Raw genomic sequence first — 18,144 nt, forward strand, 5'->3', positions numbered from 1 at the left:
GGAAGCTGAACAGTACACGTCGGACGCAGGCGAATGGCTCGGCAGGACGCTTTTCGTCGATGCTAACGCCAATCCACCCGGCACACCCGCCAACGCGATAGTCGGGATTCTGTAGGAGCGATCTGAAATACAAACGCTCAATTCATACGCCCGTTTGATTTGGGTACGCCACCTTCACGGAATTTCCGGCAATTGTCAATCGCCCAAAATGCTGGTTGAAACGCGACTTTGCAGTCATTTCCGTAAGACGAAGGTTCACAACACGCAGGTGCATGTGAGGCCATTCATAGAATCAATAGTTAGAAAAGTCGCCCTAATTCACGGCAACCTGCGTTTAAGCAGCTACGCTGGCGGGACATTGAGGAAAAAATTTGAACGCTTTTGGCGAATGCCCGGCGTAAGATCAGCGCCACAAAGATTTCCGGCCTGCCTGGCCAACCCCAGCCCGATGATGATGTCGGGCTTTTTATTGCCTGTCTGTCAGGTGCTGGCGCTCGCTTTTGTAGGAGCTGCCGCAGGCTGCGAGCTTTTGATCCTGTCTTTCTTACAAGAGCAAAAGATCGCAGCCTACGCGGGATCGGGTTTCAGGCAAGGGCTTTGAGTGTGGCGTCGATGTGCTGCAGAACTTCGGCGTCGCCCTTCTCGCCCCAATACAAGAAGATCATCTGCTTGTCCGCCTCGACCTTGTAGACGTTGGCCGGCAATTTTTCGAAATGATTGAGCAACACCGGGTCTTCACAGACCTCCTGCCACTGATTGACCCACACCCCCGGCGACTTTTGCCAATAACTCCAGCACTTGGGCTGATTGCCCCGGCGCGGTCGATGGTACTGGGCGCAGGGGCTCGGCGGCTCCTGGCTCAGCCAGTGAGGCCACTCTTGCGGCGCCAGTTGCATGGCCAACCCGATGCGTCGCGCCTCCATTCGCAAGGCCATACGGCCACTCTGGTGGCGGGACGGTCGCAACCATGCCAGCGGACTCAGTACCACCAGCAGGATTGACACCACTATCCAGACCGTCATATCTGTACTCCCGATTCTTGATGAGCGCTTTGGGTCACTTTGGAACCATTGCGCTTGAAACCAGCCATACTTACCAATATTGCAATCCTCAGGAGGAGCACCTCATGCCCTACAACCATATTCTGGTCGCTGTAGATCTAACCGAAGAGTGCGATCCTGTTATCCACCGCGCTCGCGAACTGTCGGTGAGCAACGGCGCGAAGCTGTCCCTGGTGCACATTGTCGAGCCGATGGCCATGGCCTTTGGCGGCGACGTGCCGATGGACCTGTCACAACTGCAACAACAGCAGTTCGACCAGGCCAAGGAACGACTTGACCGCTTGATCCTCAAGTACCCGGAACTCTCCAAGGAATACAGCCACCTGACTTACGGCCAGCCGCGCCAGGAAATTCATCACCTGGCCAAGGAACAGACCTGCGACCTGATCGTGGTCGGCAGTCATGGTCGACATGGTTTGGCACTGTTGCTCGGCTCCACCGCCAACGACGTGCTGCACGGTGCGCCCTGCGATGTGCTGGCGGTGCGCCTGATCAAAAGCTGACAACACGGACCAATGTGGGAGCGGGCTTGCTCGCGAAGGCGGCTTAACATTCAACAAATAGGCTGACTGAGACAGCGCTTTCGCGAGCAAGCCCGCTCCCACATTGGATCTATGGCGGCCCAGTAGATCGCATTCCATACGAAAAGCCCGGCGTTCATCTCTGAACGCCGGGCTTTTTTATTGCAGGATCATTCAGGCATCCAGCTCGGCCCAACGCTCGACCATCACGTCGAGTTCAGCCTGCAATTGCTCAAGCTGAGCAATCACCGCCGCCGTCTCGGCAGCCGGGCGCTGATAGAAAGCGGGGTCCGCCATCTGCGCTTCAACCGCAGCAATCTGCTGCTCCATGGCTTCGATCTGGCCCGGCAACATCTCCAGCTCACGCTGATGCTTGTAGCTGAGCTTCTTCTTCACCGCCGGCGCTTCCACCGCCGCGACCGGCGCTGCTTCGGCAGTCACGACCGCGGAGGTCAGGTCGGCTTTGCCGGACTTGCTCTCGGTCACGCCCAGCAGACGCGGCGAGCCGCCCTGACGCAGCCAGTCCTGATAACCACCGACGTATTCGCGAACCTTGCCTTCACCTTCGAAGACCAGGGTGCTGGTCACCACGTTGTCGAGGAATGCCCGGTCGTGACTGACCATCAGTACGGTGCCGTTGAAGGTCAGCAAGACCTCTTCCAGCAGTTCGAGGGTTTCCACGTCGAGGTCGTTGGTTGGTTCGTCGAGGACCAGCAGGTTCGCCGGTTTGCTGAACAACTTGGCCAGCAACAGACGGGCACGCTCACCACCGGACAACGCCTTGACCGGCGTGCGGGCACGCTGCGGGCTGAACAGGAAGTCGCCGAGGTAGCTCAGTACGTGACGGCTTTGACCATCGATATCGATGAAGTCGCGACCTTCGGCCACGTTGTCGATCACGGTCTTTTCCAGATCCAGCTGATGGCGCAACTGGTCGAAGTAGGCCACGTCGATGCGCGTCCCCTCTTCCACAGTGCCGCTGGTTGGTTGCAAACCGTTGAGCATCAGTTTCAGCAAGGTGGTCTTGCCGGTGCCGTTGGCGCCGAGCAGACCGATACGGTCGCCGCGCTGCAGGACCATCGAGAAGTCCTTGATCAGGAACGGGCCACCCGGGTGAGCGAAACTCACGTTCTCGAGGACCATCACCTGCTTGCCGGACTTGTCGGCGGTATCCAGTTGAATGTTGGCTTTGCCGGTGCGCTCACGACGCTCGCTACGCTCGTTGCGCAGGGCCTTGAGGGCACGGACGCGGCCTTCGTTACGGGTACGGCGCGCCTTGATGCCCTGGCGGATCCAGACTTCTTCCTGGGCCAGTTTTTTATCGAACAGTGCGTTGGCGGTGTCTTCAGCGGCCAGCGAGGCTTCTTTGTGCACGAGGAAACTGGCGTAGTCGCCGTTCCAGTCGATCAAGCCGCCGCGATCCAGTTCGAGGATGCGGGTCGCGAGGTTCTGCAGGAAGGAACGGTCGTGCGTGATGAACAGCACGGCGCCCTGGAAATCCTTCAGCGCTTCTTCAAGCCAGGCGATCGCACCGATGTCCAGGTGGTTGGTCGGTTCGTCGAGCAGCAGCAGGTCCGGTTCGGAAACCAGGGCCTGGGCCAGCAGGACGCGGCGACGCCAGCCGCCGGACAATTCGGCGAGGGTCTTGTCGGCCGGCAATTGCAGACGGCTCAAGGTGCTGTCTACCAATTGCTGCAAACGCCAGCCGTCGCGGGCTTCGAGATCGTGCTGGACGTGCATCAGCTTATCCAGGTCGGCGTCGGTGACGATGTTCTGGCTCAGGTGGTGATACTGCGCAAGCAGCTCGCCCACACCGTCCAGGCCTTCGGCCACGACATCGAACACGGTCCGCTCGTCGGCTACCGGCAATTCTTGCGGCAATTCGCCAATCTTGAGGCCGGGTGCGCGCCAAACGGAGCCGTCATCGGGCTTCTGGTCGCCCTTGACGAGCTTCATCATGCTGGACTTGCCAGTGCCATTGCGGCCGATGATGCACACCCGCTCACCACGGGCGATCTGCCAGGACACCTTGTCCAACAACGGCGTAGAGCCGAAAGCAAGGGACACATCGCTGAATTTGAGCAGGGTCATGAGCTTCTCCAAAAACCGGGCGCGCATTCTACCTGACTTGAGGCTTCAGAAGGCCGGCAATTTCACCTGTGTAGCACTCTGCATGACAATTGTTGCGATCTTGCACCGGCAGGCCGGCAAAGCTTTCGCCCGTTGCTGGCAAAAGGCTAAGCTACAGATTATTCAGTGCTGATCCTGTCAGCACTTGTCATGATTTTTCTGCCCGGATGTCTCATGCGCAGTCGCCTTTTCAGTCTTTTATCGTGTTTGCTCCTTTCTGCCACTGCCGCTCAATCAGTCCAGGCGGTAGACCTGTCCACCCAACGCCAGTATTACGATGAAGCCAAGCGTGCCTTGGCAAAAGGCGATTCAGAGCCTTATTTCCGTTACAGCCAGGCCCTCAGCGATTACCCGTTGGAACCGTATCTCGCCTATGACGAACTGACGGCCCGCCTTAAAACCGCCAGCAATACCGAAATCGAGAAATTCCTCGCTGAACACGGTGACCTGCCCCAGGCCAACTGGATGAAATTGCGTTGGTTGCGCTGGCTGGCGGATCGCGGCGACTGGGCGACCTTCGTCAAGTATTACGACCCCAAGCTCAACTTCACCGAACTGGACTGCCTGAACGCGCAGTATCAGATCGGGCACAACCAGAAAGCGGTCGGTTACGCCAACGCCGAAAAACTCTGGCTGACCGGCAAATCGCAGCCCGCAGCCTGTGATGGCCTGTTCGGGATCTGGGCTGCCGAAGGTCAACTGACCGAACAGAAACGCTGGGAACGCACCAAGCTCGCCGCCCAGGCGCGCAACTATCCACTGGCCAACAGCCTGGTGAGCGGCCTGACCACCCTCGCCCCACGCGGTCGTTTGTTGGTGGACGTGGCGCAGAAACCCGAATTGCTTAACCAGCCGTCGCGGTTCAGCCCGGCCGACGAGCCGATGTCCGACATCGTCAGCCTCGGTTTACGCCGGCTGGCCAAGCAGGACCCGGACAAGGCCATGGACCTGCTCGACGGTTACGCCAGCAGCATGCATTTCTCCCGCGATGAAAAAGTCGCCATCGCCCGGGAAATCGGCCTGACCCTCGCACGACGTTTCGACCCTCGTGCGCTGGATGTCATGACCAAGTACGACCCGGAGCTGCGCGACAACACCGTGTCCGAATGGCGCCTGCGCCTGCTACTGCGCCTGGCTCGCTGGGACGACGCCTATCAGTTGACCCGCCGTCTGCCACAGGACCTGGCCACCACCAACCGCTGGCGTTACTGGCAAGCTCGCGCCCTGGAACTGGCGCAGCCGCAGAATCCGGAAGCGCAGACGCTCTACAAAGGCCTCGCCCGGGAGCGTGATTTCTACGGTTTCCTCGCCGCCGACCGTTCGCAGTTGCCCTATTCATTGGTGAACAAGCCGTTGGTGCTCAGCCAGGCGATCATCAACAAAGTACGCAACACCCCCGGCATCCGTCGCGCCCTGGAATTCCACGCCCGTGGGCAGATCGTCGACGGTCGTCGCGAGTGGTACCACGTCAGCCGTCATTTCAACCGAGACGAGATGGTTGCTCAGGCGAAACTGGCCTACGACCTGAAATGGTATTTCCCGGCGATCCGCACCATCAGTCAGGCCCAGTACTGGGACGACCTGGATATCCGCTTCCCGATGGCCCACCGCGAAACCCTGGTGCGCGAAGCCAAGGTCCGTGGTTTGCATTCGAGCTGGGTGTTCGCCATCACGCGCCAGGAAAGCGCGTTCATGGACGACGCTCGCTCCGGCGTCGGCGCCAGCGGCCTGATGCAACTGATGCCCGGCACCGCCAAGGAAACCGCGCGCAAGTTCAGCATCCCCCTGGCCTCGCCGCAGCAAGTGCTCGACCCGGACAAAAACATCCAGCTCGGCGCCGCCTACTTGAGCCAGGTCCACAGCCAGTTCAACGGCAACCGCGTCCTCGCCTCCGCCGCCTACAACGCCGGCCCCGGCCGCGTACGCCAATGGCTGCGCGGCGCGGATCACCTGAGCTTCGACGTGTGGGTGGAAAGCATCCCGTTCGACGAAACCCGCCAGTACGTGCAGAACGTGCTGTCTTACTCGGTGATCTACGGCCAGAAGCTCAACTCGCCGCAACCGCTGGTGGATTGGCATGAACGGTATTTTGATGATCAGTAATGGTCTTCTGATCGTGCGCTGAACCGTAAACAAAAATGCCCGCATCGAGTGATGCGGGCATTTTTCAATTCAAAGCACTTATTGCTTCAACTTTGCGACAGCGTTATTGCCTTGGCTGGTCAGGCGATATTTTTGAGCCGGACTGCTGGGAGACTCAGGATTGCTCATTTCAATCAACCCGGCAGCCAATGCAGCCTTGAGATAGTTCGCCCGAAACGTTGCCTTGTGAGCCAAACCAACCTGCGCCATTAGCTCACTAATCTTGAGCGGACCATTTGCATGAAGCACTCGAAGCAACTTCCCTACTGGGTCGGTTACTGGGTCGGTTACTGGGTCGGTTACTGATTCACTCCGAGCCGCCTCCGCCAGCGCAACACTCAACGCCTGAAGCATAAATTCAACAAACGGAGTCGATTCAGCCAACTGATCGGCAGCAGACAACGCCGCATAATAAGCATCCTGCTGCTCACGGATCACCGCTTCAACCGGCAAAAAAGCCAGTACCGGGCGCCACTGGCTGAGAATCAAAGTCTGCCAGAGCCGTCCCATGCGTCCATTGCCGTCGGCGAAAGGGTGGATGAATTCGAATTCGTAATGGAACACGCAACTAATGATCAACGGATGCCAGTCAGAGACACCCAGCCAGGCCAGCAGGTCATCCATCAAGTGCGCGACTCTACTCGGTGGCGGAGCCATATGAACCAACTGTTCACCACGGTAAATGCCGACACCCGCTTGTCGAAACCGGCCGCAATCATCAATCAAACCATGCATCAACAGTTCATGGGCACGGAGCAAATCGGACCGATTGCCTGGCCGCCAGTCCGGCATGGCTTCGTAGGCTGCGAAGGCATTGCGGACTTCCTGGATTTCCCTCGGCAAACCCAATACCCGTTGCCCAGCCAGAACAGCGGTGACCTGCTCGATGCTGAGCGTATTGTTTTCAATCGCCAACGAAGCCTGGATCGTGCGGATACGATTACCCCGGCGTAGTTGGGGCGTTTGCCGACTGTCACCGAAAGCCGAAAGCTGACCGATCTGCTCGCTGATCTCGGCGATCAGAGCCAGTATTCGCGTGGTCAGGGTCAGCGGGGGTTGGTAGCGACTCATATCCTCATCCGGGCAACTCGATTGAGCCGCCATAATGCCCGAACAACCGGACATCAGCAGCCTTCATTCCGCCCCCAAAGGTCGCTGTCACAGATGAGCCTCGTACTCCGTCTTGCCATCACTAAACTGCAACGCCGCCAACCGCGCATACAACGCATTGCTCGCGACCAATTCCTGATGCGTGCCCACTGCCACCAGTTTCCCTTGGTCCATCACCGCGATCCGATCCGCGTTTTTCACCGTGGCCAGGCGGTGGGCGATGACCAGGGTGGTGCGGTTTTTCATCAGGCTGGGCAGGGCTTGTTGGATCAGGTGTTCGCTCTGGGCGTCGAGGGCGCTGGTGGCTTCGTCCAGCAGCAGGATGGGTGCGTCCACCAGCAGCGCCCGGGCGATGGCCAGGCGTTGGCGCTGGCCGCCGGACAGGCCGAGGCCGCCGTCGCCGAGGTGGGTTTGGTAGCCGTTGGGCATTTGCTCGATGAAGTCGTGGGCGTAGGCAATTTTGGCCGCTTCCTGGACCTGGGCCAGGGTCGCATTCGGGTTGCCGTAGCGGATGTTCTCTTCAATGCTGCCGAAGAATAGTGCCGGGTTTTGCGACACCAGGGCGAAGCAGCGGCGCAGGTCCAGCGGATCAAGTTGAGTCAGTGACACACCGTCAAGCAGGATGCGCCCTTCGGCGGGGTCGTAAAAGCGCAGGAGCAGGTCATACACGGTGGACTTGCCCGCGCCGGACGGTCCGACCAGGGCGAGGGTTTCGCCGGCGTTGATGGTCAGATTCAAGCCATCGACAGCAAAGCTTTCGGGACGCGACGGGTAGGAAAAGCGCACATCCTGAAGAACCAGATTGCCATTAACCCGCTCGGGCAAGGTCACCAGCCCGGCAGTCGGTTTCTGGATGATATTTTCCGAGCGCAGCAATTCGGCAATCCGCTCTGCCGCACCGGCCGCTCGCTGCAACTCACCGATGACTTCGCTCAAGGTGCCAAAGGCGCTACCGACGATCAGGCTATAGAAGACAAACGCCGCCAGCTCACCACCGGAAATCCGCCCGGCGATCACGTCCATGCCGCCGACCCAAAGCATCACGCCCACCGCGCCCAGCACCAGCACGATCACCAGCGTAATCAACCACGAACGTTGGAGGATGCGTTTGCGTGCGGTGTCGAAGGCCTGCTCCACGGTGATAGCAAAGCGCTTTTCGTCCTGGACCTGATGGTTGTAGGCCTGCACGGTTTTGATCTGGCCGAGGGTTTCGGAGACGTAACTGCCGACATCGGCAATCCGGTCCTGGCTCTCGCGGGACAGGCTTCTGACCCGACGACCGAAGATCAGGATCGGCGCAACCACCAAGGGCAAGGCGATCACCACGATGCTGGTGAGTTTGGGGTTGGTGATAAACAGCAGCACGATTCCGCCGATCACCATCAGCAGATTGCGCAGAAACAGCGACAGCGAAGAGCCGATCACCGATTGCAGCAGGGTGGTATCGGCGGTCAGCCGCGACTGGATTTCGGAGCTGCGGTTGTCTTCGTAGAAACCCGGATGCAGGTAAACCAGATGATTGAACACTTGGCGCCGAATGTCCGCGACAACCCGCTCGCCGATCCACGACACCAAATAGAAGCGGGCGAAAGTCCCCACTGCCAGGGCAATCACCAACACCATAAACAGGCCGATGGACTGGTTGAGCAAATGCGGCGACTGGGTCATGAGCCCCTGATCCACCAACAGGCGAATACCCTGGCCCATGGACAAAGTGATACCTGCCGTGACGATCAACGCCAGCAAGGCACCAAAGGCCTGCCAGCGATAAGGCGCCAGAAAGTGACTGGTCAGGCGAATGGCGCGACGGTGACGGGAAGAGAGCATCGGGTTCATCCAGGTTCGCAACAGAAGCGATTGATGGGGCCAGCCTACACACTCAATGGGGTGGAACTCTGTAAATCACAATGAGTCAGGTTAATTATGACCGCCAAGACTAGTGCCTAGACGCTATTGGTCTAAAGTCCGGGTGGCAACACTGATGTATTTCTGGTGGACTGGCGTTGCCGCCCCGAAGAGACCGCAGGGAGTTGTCACAGCCCGGTCACTTGGCGGCTTTAGAGTAAGCACACAACCTGATGAGGAGACAGGCCATGTCCTTGCAAAACAGCAGCGAAGACAAGATTCAAGTGATCCGCACACAACCAGACCAGTCTCTGGGTTGCTCGATTATCGATAAGGACGGGCGCGAAGTACCGATCACTGAAGGCATGATCCAGGACGCGTGCCGCGAACTGGAGAAGCGATTGGTCAAGCCTGCCGAACAAGAGTGATATAGCCACCGTCTTCTTGACCCGGCCCTGGTTGGCCGGGTTTTTTGTGGGTGATTATCCGGAAATGACAGCGCGGCCTTCGCGGGCAAGCCTCGCTCCTACAGGTAGAGTCGCCCACATTTTTAACAAACGACACCAAACCTGTAGGAGCGAGGCTTGCCCGCGAAAGGGCCAGTGCGGTTCCTAGATTACCGTCGCGCCCAACGCCGCCACGATCCGGCGCAACACCGGCGAATCCCCCTCTATCCTTACCTGCAACCCATCAATCTCCCGCCGCGACGGATAGTTCTTGCGCAGTGCATCAAACGCCGCACGCTGTTCGCTCACATTACCTACAAGGCTGCGGCGAAAGTCCGCATCGTCACGGCGCGGGTCGTACACCCCGCGGCACAACATCGCCAGCGCCCAGGCCGGATCGCTGTCAGCGTGCAAGGTCACGTGCGACAACCAAGGCGCCGGCAGCAAATCGCTCAGGCTGACTTCGGCAGGCTGGTCGAGGAAGTCGCAATACGCCTGATAGATCTGCGCCGTGCCACGCTGTTTGCCGTCGAGGCTGTAGCCGGCGATATGCGGCGTCGCCAGCACACAGAGTTCGGCCAGTGCCACATCGACCTCGGGTTCGCCTTCCCAGACGTCCAGCACCGCTTGCAGGTCTTCACGTTGCAGCAACACTTGGCGCAGGGCGGCGTTATCCACCACCGGGCCGCGGCTGGCGTTGATCAGCCAGGCGCCGGGCTTGAGCCGGTTCAAACGGGGTTTGTCGAACAGGTGCCAGGTCGCCAGAGCGCCATGCTTCTTCAAAGGCGTGTGCAGGCTGATGACGTCGCACTGCTCGATGATCTGCTCGAGGCTGACGAAATCACCGCCTTCCGCCGCTTGCCGCGGTGGATCGCACACCAGCACATTCCAGCCCAGGCCTTGCAGGACCTTGACCAGTCGCCCGCCCACTTCGCCAGCACCGACGACACCGTAAGTGCGTTGGGTCAGGTCGACGCCTTCGATTTCGGCCAGGGTCAGCAGGCTGCCGAGCACATAATCGACCACGCCCCGGGCATTACAGCCGGGCGCGCTGGACCAAGTGATGCCGGCCTGCTGGAAATAATCCAGGTCCAGGTGATCAGTGCCAATGGTGCAGGTGCCGACAAACCGCACCTTGCTGCCTTCAAGCAACGCGCGATTGACGTTGGTCACCGAGCGCACCAACAGCACATCGGCCTGCTCAACCGTAGCGCGGTCGATGGAACGCCCCGGCACCCGGCGGATTTCGCCGAAACCCTGGAAAAAGGCATCGAGCAGCGGGATATTTTCGTCGGCAACAATCAGCATGGCGAGGCTCCTTTGGCGGATCGGCAGTTTAGGCGCAGAAGGTGGGATCGGCCAGCGAGTAATCAGGCTGGCCGCGCACCTTTGTGGCGAGGGGGCTTGCCCCCGTTCGGCTGCGAAGCAGTCGTAAAACCTGCGTACACGGTGGTTCTGACGAAACGGGGTTGTTGGTTTTGGGGCCGCTTCGCTGCCCAACGGGAGCAAGCTCCCTCGCCACAGGGATGTCGCAATGTTCTAAACAGGATTACAAATCCCTAACACAGCTCTTTTCCTGACTAGCGCGTCAACGGGTAGAATGCGCCGCCCTGCGCATCAAATCCCCTGGACGTTTCGCTCTTGAATTCCGTAACAGATCGCCCCGCTGCAACCACCCTCACCCGCCCGGCACGGATTCGCCTGGAGCTGAAAACCCTGCTCGCCCTGGCGCTGCCGATCATGATCGCGCAACTGGCGACCACCGCCATGGGCTTCGTCGATGCGGTGATGGCAGGCCGGGTCGGGCCGCGAGACCTGGCCTCCGTGGCGCTGGGCAACTCGATCTGGGTCCCGGTGTTCCTGCTGATGACCGGCACCTTGCTGGCAACTACACCGAAAGTCGCCCAACGCTTCGGCGCCGGCACCCACAACGAGATCGGCCCGATCGTGCGCCAGGCCTTATGGCTCGCGCTGGTGGTGGGTTTGATGGCGACCAGCATGCTCGTCGCTGCCGAACCGATCCTGCACATCATGAAGGTCGATCCCGAACTGATCGGCCCGTGCATGCAATACCTGCATGGCATCGCCGCCGGTTTGCCCGCAGTCGCGCTGTATCACGTGCTGCGCTGTTTCAGCGACGGCATGGGCCGCACGCGTCCGGCGATGATCCTCGGTTTGTGCGCCCTGGCGCTGAACATCCCGCTGAACTACGTCTTCATTTATGGCCACCTGGGCGTGCCCGCCATGGGCGGCGCCGGTTGTGGTTGGGCGACGGGGATTGTGATGTGGTTCATGGCTCTCGGCATGGTGGCCTATACACGCTGGGCGCCGGCCTACCAGAAAAGCGAGCTGTTCAGCCGCTTTGACTGGCCACAATGGTCGGTGATCAAACGCCTGCTGGGCATCGGCCTGCCGATCGGCATTGCCGTGTTCGCCGAATCGAGCATCTTCGCGGTGATTGCCCTGTTGATCGGCAGCCTCGGCGCAACCGTCGTCGCCGGCCATCAGATTGCCCTGAACGTCAGCTCCCTGGTGTTCATGATCCCTTACTCGCTGGGGATGGCCGTCACCGTGCGTGTCGGCCAGGCACTGGGCCGCAGTGAACCGCGCGAGGCCCGTTTCGCCGCGGGCGTCGGCATGGGCACTGCCCTGGCGTATGCCTGTCTGTCGGCGAGCATGATGCTGTTGCTGCGCGAACACATCGCGACGATCTACACCGCCGATCCGACGGTGATTCATGTGGCGGCAATGCTGATCGTGTACTCGGCGCTGTTTCAGTTTTCCGATGCGATCCAGGTCACAGCAGCCGGCGCGCTGCGTGGCTATCAGGACACCCGGGTGACGATGATCCTGACCCTGTTCGCGTACTGGGGGATTGGTTTGCCGGTGGGTTACGCGCTGGGCCTGACCGACTGGCTGGGCGCGCCGAGCGGCCCGAGCGGGCTGTGGCAGGGTTTGATCGTGGGCTTGAGTTGCGCGGCGTTGATGCTGTCGATCCGCCTGACGCGCAGTGCACGCAAGCGGATCCGCATCAGCCAGTCGGCGGGTTAAGCGAGTTTTTTGCGGATCCAGTAGAGGTAGGTGCCTGCCTCTTCGTGCTGGCCGACCAGTTCGTGGTCGAGGAACACGCAAAACTTGGGGATATCGCGACGGGTCGACGGGTCGGTGGCGATGACTTTCAGCAAGCCACCGGGCGCCAGGTCACGGATGTGCTGGTGCAGCATCATCACCGGCTCCGGGCAGTTGAGGCCGGTGGCGTCGAGGGTGCCGTCTACCGGCGTATCAATCATTTCACTCATGATTCACTCCTGAAACTGGCCGGCATTGTCGCGCATTGCCGGGTGTTCGGTCATCTACGGCTGATCGCCTGATCGTTCCCACGCTCTGCGTGGGAATGCCGCCGGGGACGCTCCGCGTTCCGCCTTGCATGTGACGCAGAGCGTCACGGGATGCATTCCCACGCAGAGCGTGGGAACGATCGGCGTACGAATCAGCGGGACTTGGGTTTCTTCACGTCGATCCGGCGCAAGTGGCAGGTTACTTCTTCGCGGTCGTGGTACAGCTGTTTGCAGCCGATCTCGACCTTGATCCCGCGTTCCTTGAAGCCGTCGGCGATGCGTTCGAGCAAGCGCTTCACTTCAGCGTAACGCTGTTTCATCGGCAACTTGAGGTTGACCACCGCTTCGCGGCAATGCCCTTCGCCAATCCACTCTTCCAGCATCGCGGCGTTGCGCGCCGGTTTCTCGACGATGTCGCAAACCATCCAGTCCACGGGTTGGCGCGGCTTGAAGGTGAAACCGTCGGCCATCAAGTGTTGCACCAGACCGGTGTCCATCAGGCTTTCGGCCATCGGACCGTTGTCGATGGCGGTCACCAGCATGCCGCGATTGACCAGTTGCCAGGTCCAGCCGCCGGGTGCGGCGCCCAGGTCAACGCCGGTCATGTCGCTGTGCAGACGCTCGTCCCACTGGTCACGTGGGATAAAGTGGTGCCAGGCCTCTTCCAGCTTCAGGGTCGAACGGCTTGGCGCGTCACGGGGGAACTTCAAGCGGGGAATGCCCATCGGCCACATGGCCGAGTTATTCGACTCAGCCAGACCGACGAACACTTCACGACCGCTTTTGAAGGTCAGCAACAGGCGCGGCTTGCCGGCTTCTTCCACCAGTTTGCCGGCGGCCATCAACGCCTTGCGCAGGTGGCCTTCGAATTTCTTGCAGAAGTTCGACAATTCCTTGCCATCGTTGGTATCGACCATTTCCAGCCACAGGCTGCCGCACACCGGAAAATCAACAATGTGCGCGAGAATCACGCTGATGCGGTCGGTTTCCGGCAGGTCGATGAAGATCCCCCGGGCCCACTGGCGCGGGAAGATCAATTCGGCGAAACGCTGGCCACGCATCAGGCGCTCGGCGCCGTCTTCTTCGGTGCAAATGAACTCGGCGCAGGCGCTGGCGGTCTTCGCCTTGGCGTAACCGGCCACGTTCAGCCGTGCGGCGTGTTCGGAAATCTCGGAACAGACTTCGCCTTCGAAGCCCGGCCGGCAGTGCATAAAGAGGGTGTTCATTCTTACTCCTGGGCAGATGGCGAGAAATTCAACCACTGCGCGATGCCCAGGCTTGCGGTGAAGCAAAGCCTGTCACGAAAACCGGCGCATGATAGCCGAGTTCGGAACCTTGGACTCGCCCATAGAGTCCAGTTATTAGCTTTAACGAATGAACAGGGCTAGGTTAAAGGCTCTGCTTGTCCCGTCAGTCCGTAGCCGTGCGGACCCAAAGGAGTCATTTCAAATGCCGTCCCTCGATAGCCTGAAAACCCTTAAAACCCTGCAAATCGACGACAAGACCTACCATTACTTCAGTCTGCCCGACGCTGCCAAGAGCCTCGGTGATCTCGACAAGTTGCCGATGTCGTTGAAAGTGCTGCTGGAAAACCTGCTGCGCTGGGAGGACGAAAAAACCGTCACCGGCGCCGACCTCAAGGCGATTGCCGCGTGGCTCAAGGAGCGCCGCTCCGATCGTGAAATCCAGTACCGCCCGGCCCGCGTCCTGATGCAAGACTTCACTGGTGTGCCGGCGGTGGTCGACCTGGCCGCCATGCGTGCCGCCATGGCCAAGGCCGGCGGCGATCCGCAGCGGATCAATCCGCTGTCGCCGGTGGATTTGGTGATCGACCACTCGGTGATGGTCGACAAATTCGCCAGTTCCAGCGCCTTCGAACAAAACGTCGATATCGAAATGCAGCGCAACGGGGAGCGTTATGCGTTTCTGCGCTGGGGCCAAAGTGCCTTCGACAATTTCAGCGTAGTGCCGCCGGGCACCGGGATTTGTCACCAGGTGAACCTGGAATACCTCGGGCGCACGGTCTGGACCAAGGACGAGGACGGCCGCACCTATGCCTTCCCCGACACACTGGTCGGCACCGACTCCCACACCACCATGATCAACGGCCTCGGCGTACTCGGCTGGGGCGTGGGCGGGATCGAAGCGGAAGCGGCGATGCTCGGCCAACCGGTGTCGATGCTGATCCCGGAAGTGATCGGTTTCAAACTCACCGGCAAGCTCAAGGAAGGCATCACCGCCACCGACCTGGTGCTGACCGTCACCCAAATGCTGCGCAAAAAAGGTGTGGTCGGTAAGTTCGTCGAGTTCTACGGCGACGGCCTCGCTGACTTGCCGTTGGCCGACCGCGCGACCATCGCCAACATGGCCCCGGAATACGGTGCCACGTGCGGTTTCTTCCCGGTGGACGACGTAACGCTGGAATACCTGCGCCTGTCCGGTCGCCCGCCGGAAGTGGTCAAACTGGTCGAGGCTTACACCAAGGCCCAGGGGTTGTGGCGGCTGCCGGGCAAGGAACCGATTTTTACCGACAGCCTGGAACTGGACATGGGCAGCGTCGAAGCCAGCCTCGCCGGGCCGAAGCGCCCGCAGGACCGCGTCTCGCTACCGAATGTCGCCCAGGCCTTCAGCGATTTCCTCGGCCTGCAAATCAAACCCACCAGCAAGGAAGAAGGTCGCCTGGAAAGTGAGGGTGGCGGTGGCGTCGCGGTGGGTAACGCCGACATGGTCGGCGAAGCGGACTACGAGTCTGACGGCCATACGTATCGGCTGAAAAACGGCGCGGTGGTGATCGCTGCGATCACTTCCTGCACCAACACGTCCAATCCGAGCGTGATGATGGCGGCCGGGTTGGTGGCGAAGAAAGCGGTCGAGAAAGGCCTGAAACGCAAACCGTGGGTCAAGAGTTCACTGGCGCCAGGTTCGAAAGTGGTTACCGATTACTACAAGGCTGCCGGCCTGACTCAGTACCTTGATGAGCTGGGTTTTGCGTTGGTCGGTTATGGCTGCACCACGTGCATCGGCAACTCCGGGCCTCTGCCGGAGCCGATCGAGAAAGCGATTCAGAAAGCCGATCTGGCCGTGGCGTCGGTGCTGTCCGGCAACCGCAACTTTGAAGGCCGGGTGCACCCGCTGGTGAAAACCAACTGGCTGGCCTCCCCGCCCTTGGTCGTCGCTTATGCGCTGGCCGGCACGGTGCGCATCGATATCAGCAGCGAATCCCTGGGTGATGACAAGGATGGCAACCCGGTCTTTCTGCGGGACATCTGGCCAAGCACCAAAGAGATCGCCGACGCGGTGAATCAGGTCAACACCGCGATGTTCCACAAGGAATACGCCGAAGTGTTTGCCGGTGACGAGCAGTGGCAGGCGATTGAAGTGCCGCAAGCCGCGACTTATGTCTGGCAGGATGATTCGACGTACATCCAGCATCCGCCGTTCTTCGATGACATCGGCGGGCCGTTGCCGGTCATCCAGGACGTGAAAAAAGCCAACGTGCTGGCGCTGCTCGGCGATTCGGTGACCACCGACCACATCTCCCCCGCCGGCAACATCAAGGCCGACAGCCCGGCCGGTCGTTACTTGCGCGAGAAAGGCGTGGAACCGCGAGACTTCAACTCCTACGGCTCCCGTCGTGGCAACCATGAAGTGATGATGCGCGGCACCTTCGCCAACATCCGCATTCGTAACGAAATGCTCGGCGGCGAAGAAGGTGGCAACACGATCTACATTCCCACCGGTGAGCGGCTGCCGATCTACGATGCGGCGATGCGTTATCAAGCGTCGGGCACGCCGCTGGTGGTGATTGCCGGGCAAGAATACGGCACCGGGTCGAGCCGCGACTGGGCGGCCAAGGGCACCAACCTGCTGGGGGTGAAAGCGGTCATCGCGGAGAGCTTCGAGCGAATTCACCGCTCCAACCTGGTGGGCATGGGCGTGCTGCCGTTGCAGTTCAAACTGGACCAGAACCGCAAGAGCCTGAACCTGACGGGCAAGGAGACCGTGGACATTCTCGGGCTGACTGGCGTCGAGGTCACACCGCGAATGAGCCTGACCCTGGTCATCACCCGTGAAGACGGGACCAGCGAGAAGGTCGAGGTGTTGTGCCGGATCGATACGCTGAACGAAGTGGAATACTTCAAGGCTGGGGGGATTCTGCATTACGTGTTGCGCCAGTTGATTGCCTCATAAGCACCGCTGCTGACAGAGACACCGCCTTCGGGCGGTGTTTTTGTTTGTGCGGTATACGTCCTTATAATCGCCCCACATTTTCGGGCCTGACACACAATCCCTGTGGGAGCGAGCTTGCTCGCGATAACGGTGCCACAGGCAACATTGATATTGAATGTGCCGGCCCTATCGCGAGCAAGCTCGCTCCCACAGGGGACCGTGTCGAATGCACATCTCCAGGCGACGCCGATCCACTGTGGGAGCGAGCCTGCTCGCGAAAGCGGAGTGTCAGGCGACATCGATGCTGGATTTGATGGCCCTTTCGCGAGCAGGCTCGCTCCCACAAGGGGAAAGGTGTTGAACACAAATCCCCAGAACACCACCGATCAACTGTGGGAGCGGGCTTGCTCGCGAATGCGGTGTGTCATTTAACAATTAAGTCGGCTGACACACCGCTTTCGCGAGCAAGCCCGCTCCCACAGGGGACTGCGTCACACTGCAAATTTATTGGTACAAGGATTTCCCATGCTCGCTCTGCCATGGCTCTACCTGGCACTCCTCTCCATCGGCTATGGCCTGGCTCTGCTTTACGGCCAACTTGGCTGGCTCGCGGCTATCTCTGTCGCCCTGCTGCTGTTCGCCGGTTTCGCCGTGCGCCAGCAACAGATCCAGGCCGGCCGCTACATCGGTCACGGCTTGTTCATCATCCTGGCGTTGGCGCTGGCGTTGCACTGGCTGCCCGGTTTCTACAACGGTCGCGGCATTGACCCGCGGCGCCTCACGGATGATGCCGTACCGTTTTCCATGTATTTGAACCAGGACAAACCCCTGATTGGTTTCTGGTTGTTACTGGTTTGCCCATGGATTGTCGGCCGACGCTCGCTGCGGCTGTCGATTTACGCCACCGCGCTGGCGCTGACCCTGAGCGTCGTGCTCGCCCTCGGTGGCGCGCTGTTGCTCGGCGTGATCAGTTGGGCGCCGAAATGGCCGGATCAGGCCTGGCTCTGGGTGTTGAATAACCTGCTGCTGGTCACCCTGGTCGAAGAAGCGCTGTTTCGCGGCTATATCCAGGGCGGTCTGAGCCGACGCTTCAAACACCTGCCCTACGGTGAAAACCTCGCCCTGCTGCTCGCCTCGCTGCTGTTCGGCCTGGCGCATCTGGGCGCAGGCTGGCAATGGGTGTTACTGGCGGGCCTGGCGGGGGTCGGCTATGGTCTGGCCTACCGATTTGGCGGGTTGGGTGCGGCCATCGCTACCCATTTCGGCTTGAACCTGCTGCATTTCGGTCTATTCACCTACCCGATGCTCGCCGGCTGACGCAACAGTCGTTTTGCGACGCGCTGCTGATTATTGAAAAATATTTTCAACAATTCCCTGACCA

At 60.2% G+C, this 18,144-nt stretch carries 14 protein-coding genes; 7 read left to right on the plus strand and 7 right to left on the minus strand.

Annotated elements, in window-relative coordinates:
- Positions 1–208: 208 nt before the first annotated feature.
- On the plus strand, positions 209–601 hold the full coding sequence (locus BK667_RS33145) for a hypothetical protein (RefSeq protein WP_148060166.1): 393 nt from the start codon (positions 209–211) through the stop codon (positions 599–601).
- Here BK667_RS33145 and BK667_RS26335 read toward each other — a convergent pair.
- Positions 585–1,022, minus strand: coding sequence for a hypothetical protein (locus tag BK667_RS26335; RefSeq protein WP_123599350.1), 438 nt, complete (start codon positions 1,020–1,022; stop codon positions 585–587). The two genes, BK667_RS33145 and BK667_RS26335, sit on opposite strands and share 17 nt — an antisense overlap.
- A 104-nt stretch (positions 1,023–1,126) precedes the next feature.
- Here BK667_RS26335 and BK667_RS26340 point away from each other — a divergent pair, with 104 nt between their 5' ends.
- Positions 1,127–1,564, plus strand: coding sequence for a universal stress protein (locus tag BK667_RS26340; protein ID WP_123512245.1), 438 nt, complete (start codon positions 1,127–1,129; stop codon positions 1,562–1,564).
- Between the two features lie 192 nt (positions 1,565–1,756).
- On the opposite strand, the gene BK667_RS26350 is transcribed toward BK667_RS26340, so the two are convergent.
- Positions 1,757–3,673: an ATP-binding cassette domain-containing protein gene (locus BK667_RS26350; protein ID WP_123599351.1), complete on the minus strand. Its 1,917-nt coding sequence runs from the start codon at positions 3,671–3,673 to the stop codon at positions 1,757–1,759.
- Between the two features lie 213 nt (positions 3,674–3,886).
- Between BK667_RS26350 and BK667_RS26355 the strand changes: the two genes are divergently transcribed.
- A complete protein-coding gene (locus BK667_RS26355; protein WP_123512241.1) occupies positions 3,887–5,815 on the plus strand; it encodes a transglycosylase SLT domain-containing protein in 1,929 nt (642 codons plus the stop codon).
- Between the two features lie 78 nt (positions 5,816–5,893).
- Here BK667_RS26355 and BK667_RS26360 read toward each other — a convergent pair whose 3' ends face one another.
- Together BK667_RS26360 and BK667_RS26365 are read right to left on the minus strand one after the other, a co-directional pair.
- The gene (locus BK667_RS26360; RefSeq protein ID WP_123599352.1) at positions 5,894–6,925 is read right to left on the minus strand and encodes a Fic family protein; all 1,032 of its coding nucleotides are present in this window, start codon (positions 6,923–6,925) and stop codon (positions 5,894–5,896) included.
- Positions 6,926–7,012: 87 nt separating this feature from the next.
- A complete protein-coding gene (locus tag BK667_RS26365; RefSeq protein ID WP_185058279.1) occupies positions 7,013–8,800 on the minus strand; it encodes an ABC transporter transmembrane domain-containing protein in 1,788 nt (595 codons plus the stop codon).
- A 257-nt stretch (positions 8,801–9,057) separates the two neighbouring features.
- Between BK667_RS26365 and BK667_RS26370 the strand changes: the two genes are divergently transcribed.
- Entirely contained in the window at positions 9,058–9,237 is a 180-nt protein-coding gene (locus BK667_RS26370) for a PA1571 family protein (protein WP_123512235.1), read from the plus strand.
- A gap of 183 nt (positions 9,238–9,420) precedes the next feature.
- On the opposite strand, the gene pdxB is transcribed toward BK667_RS26370, so the two are convergent.
- Positions 9,421–10,563 carry a 4-phosphoerythronate dehydrogenase PdxB gene (pdxB, locus tag BK667_RS26375; protein WP_123599354.1) on the minus strand — a complete coding sequence of 381 codons (1,143 nt, stop codon included), beginning with the start codon at positions 10,561–10,563 and terminating at the stop codon, positions 9,421–9,423.
- Between the two features lie 333 nt (positions 10,564–10,896).
- Here pdxB and BK667_RS26380 point away from each other — a divergent pair, with 333 nt between their 5' ends.
- Positions 10,897–12,306 (plus strand): MATE family efflux transporter, encoded by a 1,410-nt coding sequence (locus BK667_RS26380; protein ID WP_123599355.1) that lies wholly within the window; start codon positions 10,897–10,899, stop codon positions 12,304–12,306.
- Here BK667_RS26380 and tusA read toward each other — a convergent pair.
- Both tusA and rlmM read right to left on the minus strand, forming a co-directional pair.
- Positions 12,303–12,554: a sulfurtransferase TusA gene (gene tusA, locus BK667_RS26385; protein WP_123403368.1), complete on the minus strand. Its 252-nt coding sequence runs from the start codon at positions 12,552–12,554 to the stop codon at positions 12,303–12,305. The two genes, BK667_RS26380 and tusA, sit on opposite strands and share 4 nt — an antisense overlap.
- A 191-nt stretch (positions 12,555–12,745) precedes the next feature.
- Entirely contained in the window at positions 12,746–13,819 is a 1,074-nt protein-coding gene (gene rlmM, locus BK667_RS26390) for a 23S rRNA (cytidine(2498)-2'-O)-methyltransferase RlmM (protein ID WP_123599356.1), read from the minus strand.
- A gap of 223 nt (positions 13,820–14,042) precedes the next feature.
- Between rlmM and acnA the strand changes: the two genes are divergently transcribed.
- Together acnA and BK667_RS26405 are read left to right on the plus strand one after the other, a co-directional pair.
- Positions 14,043–16,784 carry an aconitate hydratase AcnA gene (gene acnA, locus BK667_RS26395; RefSeq protein ID WP_123599357.1) on the plus strand — a complete coding sequence of 914 codons (2,742 nt, stop codon included), beginning with the start codon at positions 14,043–14,045 and terminating at the stop codon, positions 16,782–16,784.
- Between the two features lie 504 nt (positions 16,785–17,288).
- The gene (locus tag BK667_RS26405) at positions 17,289–18,080 is read left to right on the plus strand and encodes a CPBP family intramembrane glutamic endopeptidase (RefSeq protein ID WP_123599358.1); all 792 of its coding nucleotides are present in this window, start codon (positions 17,289–17,291) and stop codon (positions 18,078–18,080) included.
- Positions 18,081–18,144 lie beyond the last annotated feature (64 nt).

It is taken from the genome of Pseudomonas frederiksbergensis (assembly GCF_003732705.1).
Taxonomy (GTDB): Bacteria; Pseudomonadota; Gammaproteobacteria; order Pseudomonadales; family Pseudomonadaceae; genus Aquipseudomonas; species Aquipseudomonas frederiksbergensis_F.

Excerpts from the sequence above, each read along its gene's own strand:
- BK667_RS26340 (WP_123512245.1), top strand. The coding sequence starts at position 1,127 with ATGCCCTACAACCATATTCTGGTCGCTGTAGATCTAACCGAAGAGTGC.
- BK667_RS26405 (WP_123599358.1), top strand. The coding sequence starts at position 17,289 with ATGCTCGCTCTGCCATGGCTCTACCTGGCACTCCTCTCCATCGGCTAT.
- BK667_RS26370 (WP_123512235.1), top strand. The coding sequence starts at position 9,058 with ATGTCCTTGCAAAACAGCAGCGAAGACAAGATTCAAGTGATCCGCACA.
- BK667_RS26350 (WP_123599351.1), bottom strand. The coding sequence starts at position 3,673 with ATGACCCTGCTCAAATTCAGCGATGTGTCCCTTGCTTTCGGCTCTACG.
- rlmM (WP_123599356.1), bottom strand. The coding sequence starts at position 13,819 with ATGAACACCCTCTTTATGCACTGCCGGCCGGGCTTCGAAGGCGAAGTC.
- BK667_RS33145 (WP_148060166.1), top strand. The coding sequence starts at position 209 with ATGCTGGTTGAAACGCGACTTTGCAGTCATTTCCGTAAGACGAAGGTT.
- BK667_RS26365 (WP_185058279.1), bottom strand. The coding sequence starts at position 8,800 with ATGAACCCGATGCTCTCTTCCCGTCACCGTCGCGCCATTCGCCTGACC.
- acnA (WP_123599357.1), top strand. The coding sequence starts at position 14,043 with ATGCCGTCCCTCGATAGCCTGAAAACCCTTAAAACCCTGCAAATCGAC.
- BK667_RS26335 (WP_123599350.1), bottom strand. The coding sequence starts at position 1,022 with ATGACGGTCTGGATAGTGGTGTCAATCCTGCTGGTGGTACTGAGTCCG.
- BK667_RS26360 (WP_123599352.1), bottom strand. The coding sequence starts at position 6,925 with ATGAGTCGCTACCAACCCCCGCTGACCCTGACCACGCGAATACTGGCT.
- BK667_RS26355 (WP_123512241.1), top strand. The coding sequence starts at position 3,887 with ATGCGCAGTCGCCTTTTCAGTCTTTTATCGTGTTTGCTCCTTTCTGCC.
- tusA (WP_123403368.1), bottom strand. The coding sequence starts at position 12,554 with ATGAGTGAAATGATTGATACGCCGGTAGACGGCACCCTCGACGCCACC.
- pdxB (WP_123599354.1), bottom strand. The coding sequence starts at position 10,563 with ATGCTGATTGTTGCCGACGAAAATATCCCGCTGCTCGATGCCTTTTTC.